General features: G+C 51.3%; 3 protein-coding genes. All 3 read right to left on the reverse strand.

Going from position 1 to position 3,291, the window contains the following annotated elements; all coding sequences use genetic code 11:
- Positions 1-90: 90 nt before the first annotated feature.
- Entirely contained in the window at positions 91-249 is a 159-nt protein-coding gene (locus B060_RS0123340) for an Arm DNA-binding domain-containing protein (protein ID WP_018084199.1), read from the reverse strand.
- 403 nt (positions 250-652) lie between these two features.
- On the reverse strand, positions 653-2,371 hold the full coding sequence (locus B060_RS0123345; RefSeq protein ID WP_035423934.1) for a DNA methyltransferase: 1,719 nt from the start codon (positions 2,369-2,371) through the stop codon (positions 653-655).
- Between the two features lie 139 nt (positions 2,372-2,510).
- On the reverse strand, positions 2,511-3,050 hold the full coding sequence (locus B060_RS28595) for a DUF3761 domain-containing protein (protein WP_425304012.1): 540 nt from the start codon (positions 3,048-3,050) through the stop codon (positions 2,511-2,513).
- Positions 3,051-3,291: the final 241 nt, after the last annotated feature.

A 3,291-nucleotide genomic window follows, 5' to 3' on the forward strand; every position in this document is an offset into this window, starting at 1 on the left:
CGACATTCTGGCAAAATCGCCAGCGACAATTAACCGGCAAGACTCTCTATCTTAAGTCAGCCCACTTTCTGTCCAACTGACGGGGTCCACCTAAGACAACGCTTTTTCAACACCGTGCCATCGGTATTTCAGCCGCCAGAATTTGCCGCCGGCCGGCGTCACAAAGAGATAAAGACCGTGTTCGTCATAGAGCTTGTAGGGTTTAGTCGTCGGCTTCGCCAAGCGCGCCGTCATATCCGATAGAGCCATGTTCCCTCCTGGAACGTATGAGCGACATACGTGCGACAGTCGGGCGGCGATACCCCATTATACCCCCAAAATCACGGTGGATGCTGGCGGATACGGGCGGACGGCCGTGGCCTGTTACACGTATAAACTACCAGATTTTAAGAGGTTTTTCAAGATTTTTGCGAATGCAAAAAACTGCAAATGGTGCCCCGGTCGGACCATATATAATGAAATAAGATTTTGTTCTTACAAGATAAATGCAATTGCAGAAAATTAAGTAACCCCGAAAGTGACCCCAATTATTGAGTTGTCAGTGCTTCAAATCAACATATTCGCCTTACGCTGGTCGCACCGTGACTTGAGCTACAGCCTCCTCATAGCTTGAAGACCCCTTCCTCACGCATCTCCGCCTCGCTTGTCGCACTCAGGACCTTTTGCGGCTGCGAGGTTTTGCTTGAGGCGCAACCAACAACGGTTCGTCCAAAGGAAGTTGAGCTTGCTGCTTTGCCGCCTTGCCCCCTTTGATAGGCATCGGTGGCAATGGAGGTTCGTTTCTCAGTTCTTCCGGCGTCCGGACCTTTGCCGGCCGTTTTCTCTGAACTGCACGTGCGGCTTGGGTAACCGTCACGGAGTTCAGTTCCGTTAGGATTCCAAGATTTGGCCCCCGAATAAGGTCAGCAACCGTAACAATCTGAATTTTAGCACGATCTCCTCCAGGGAGCTCAATGCGTCCGCCAACTGCGGCCTCCGTTCGCATATCTTGCGTGGGATCGTTGAGACAAATGAACACGCCCATATCAGCACGCTCGCGCTCAACTACGCTTTTTAAAACTCGAACAGCATCAGGGCCAACATGACGCCCCGCTTTTACTGAGACAATTGCCCGCCCGTAATTGTTCGGACCGCGAACGAAGATAACCTCTCCATCGATCCCTTTGTCAGGCCCCCTCCCGCGAGGTTGACCTCCTACTCGCGCGACCGCCCATTCTTGGAACACGTACGGATCTTGCTCTGCTAACTTTCTAGCCGCAAACTCGTCTTTAGGAATCCCTTCGATAGAATATTGGGCTGATGGTAATCGGGTCTTAATGCGATCTACAATGACCTGAATAGCTAAATAAGTAACATCAATTCCTATCCAACTTCGCCCTAGGCGCTCGGCGGCATGGATTGTTGTGCCGCAACCGCAGAACGGGTCTAGCACCACGTCGCCTTCCTTCGTGGAAGCCCGGATGAGACGCTCGAGAAGAGCAACTGGCTTTTGAGTTGGATATCCTAAGCGTTCTTGAGCCTGCGAGTTTATCGGCGGAATATCAGTCCATACATCTGTAAGGGGCGTACCACTCATTTCATCGAGATAACGCTTATAACGTGGCATCCCACTGCTGGTATAAACAAGCCTGCCCTCATCGTGGAGAGATTGCATTTTCTCCTTGGTCCACCGCCACACTTTGACAAGTCCATTCCATTCATAGGTCAAATTTGGCCTATCAGGGTTTGGATTAAGGCAATCCCCCAAAGTATAACGCCTGCCGGTGCTATCCTCTACGTTGTTATAATGACTCTTAAGAAGCTTATCGGAGTGTGGCACGTATTGCGCCTGCCAAATAAACTGGCCCGATTTTCTATACATCAGTATTACATCGTGTGCCGACGAAAATCTGGTGAACGCGTGAGATTTACTGTTGGTTCTCTGCCATATAATCTCGTTGGTAAACGCCTCTTTTCCAAAAATGGCATCCAGCACTATTTTAAGATAGTGACTGGCCGTGGGGTCACAATGCAAATAAATGCTGCCATTATCCCGTAATATTCTCTTCATTTCTAGGAGGCGCACTGCCATCATGGCCAGATAGGCCATTACATCGCTTTGCCCCATAAACCCTTGCAGAGCATGCAAAACCTTGAATATTGAGACATCGGCACGCCGGATATCGTCCATTGCTGCTTCTGCGCCGTCCTCCCAGCGCCAGGTATCTTCAAATGCCTTACGCTGAGATTCTGCACCAACGGGCGACTTATAGACGATGTTATACGTTGCCTTCGAATTAAAAGGCGGATCGAGATAGATCAGATCGACCGATGCATCCGCAATGCGCTCACGCATCACATCGAGATTATCACCAAAAAATAGCGTGTTCATTCCGGCCCCTACGTACATTCTGCACATATTGAGCATAACACGCTCTGTGGATAAGTTGGTTAACGTCGTTATTTATTCATTAAGCATAGGTTGTGTCGTGAGCAGCGAATGAGCACTAAGGATTGTGCCGCCATGCATTTCACGTCGCATAATTGTAAACGCGCTTTTTTCTCATCCACTCCGCCACCCCGCCATGCCGTGAACACGTCCCGCTCCGATGTTGGCTGAAACCACACGTCCCGTCTCTACATCTAGCGCTGGCACCTGAGGGGGCGCATCCGATGACCTCTTTGTGCGGCGATTGCACCGTGTTGCCGTCACTGTTGGTGTAATACCCATTATCACCGTCGGACGTTTGCAACTCAGGCGTTGGCGTGTAAGTCGGAACCATCTCGGCCGGCACGGGCTGAAGCGACAATGCGCTGGACGATGACACCGCAGCCGCATGGTTCTGCTTCCGTTGACCAGATGAGCTGGGCGAACTCTCTGAGGACGAACTGACTGCTGCAAGTGGCTCCAGATCGGCCGGCGGTGGTGTGGACGGCGTCGTGCATCGCCCCAGAATTAAGGCCAGTACGATGAGGAAGACAATCAGGCAGCCGCGATTGTTCTTACCGTTGCCGGTTGGCTTTGGCGGCGAGTTANGATGATGATGTTGTGTCTTATGGTGGTGAGGCACTGGACCGCGCAGCTTTCGNCTACGTGATGATTGGCGGCTCAACCTTTTCGAAGTTGAAAGTGGCTCGGTCCTCAACGTGCACCACTGACCAGAGTTTTACGCCGCCGTGGTCAGTGTCTTNACGTAGAGACCACCAAGTGTCTGGGTGGTTATTTTTTACCATGACGTTGGTGCTTGATTTAACGGGAGGAACCGGCTGTTCGGGCGGATACACACCATCAACGAAAAGCACATTCCGCGC

It is taken from the genome of Asticcacaulis benevestitus DSM 16100 = ATCC BAA-896, from assembly GCF_000376105.1.
GTDB classification, from domain to species: domain Bacteria; phylum Pseudomonadota; class Alphaproteobacteria; order Caulobacterales; family Caulobacteraceae; genus Asticcacaulis; species Asticcacaulis benevestitus.

What these genes read in the sequence shown, in the direction of transcription:
- B060_RS0123340 (WP_018084199.1), bottom strand. Translation starts at nt 249, where the DNA reads ATGGCTCTATCGGATATGACGGCGCGCTTGGCGAAGCCGACGACTAAA.
- B060_RS0123345 (WP_035423934.1), bottom strand. Translation starts at nt 2,371, where the DNA reads ATGAACACGCTATTTTTTGGTGATAATCTCGATGTGATGCGTGAGCGC.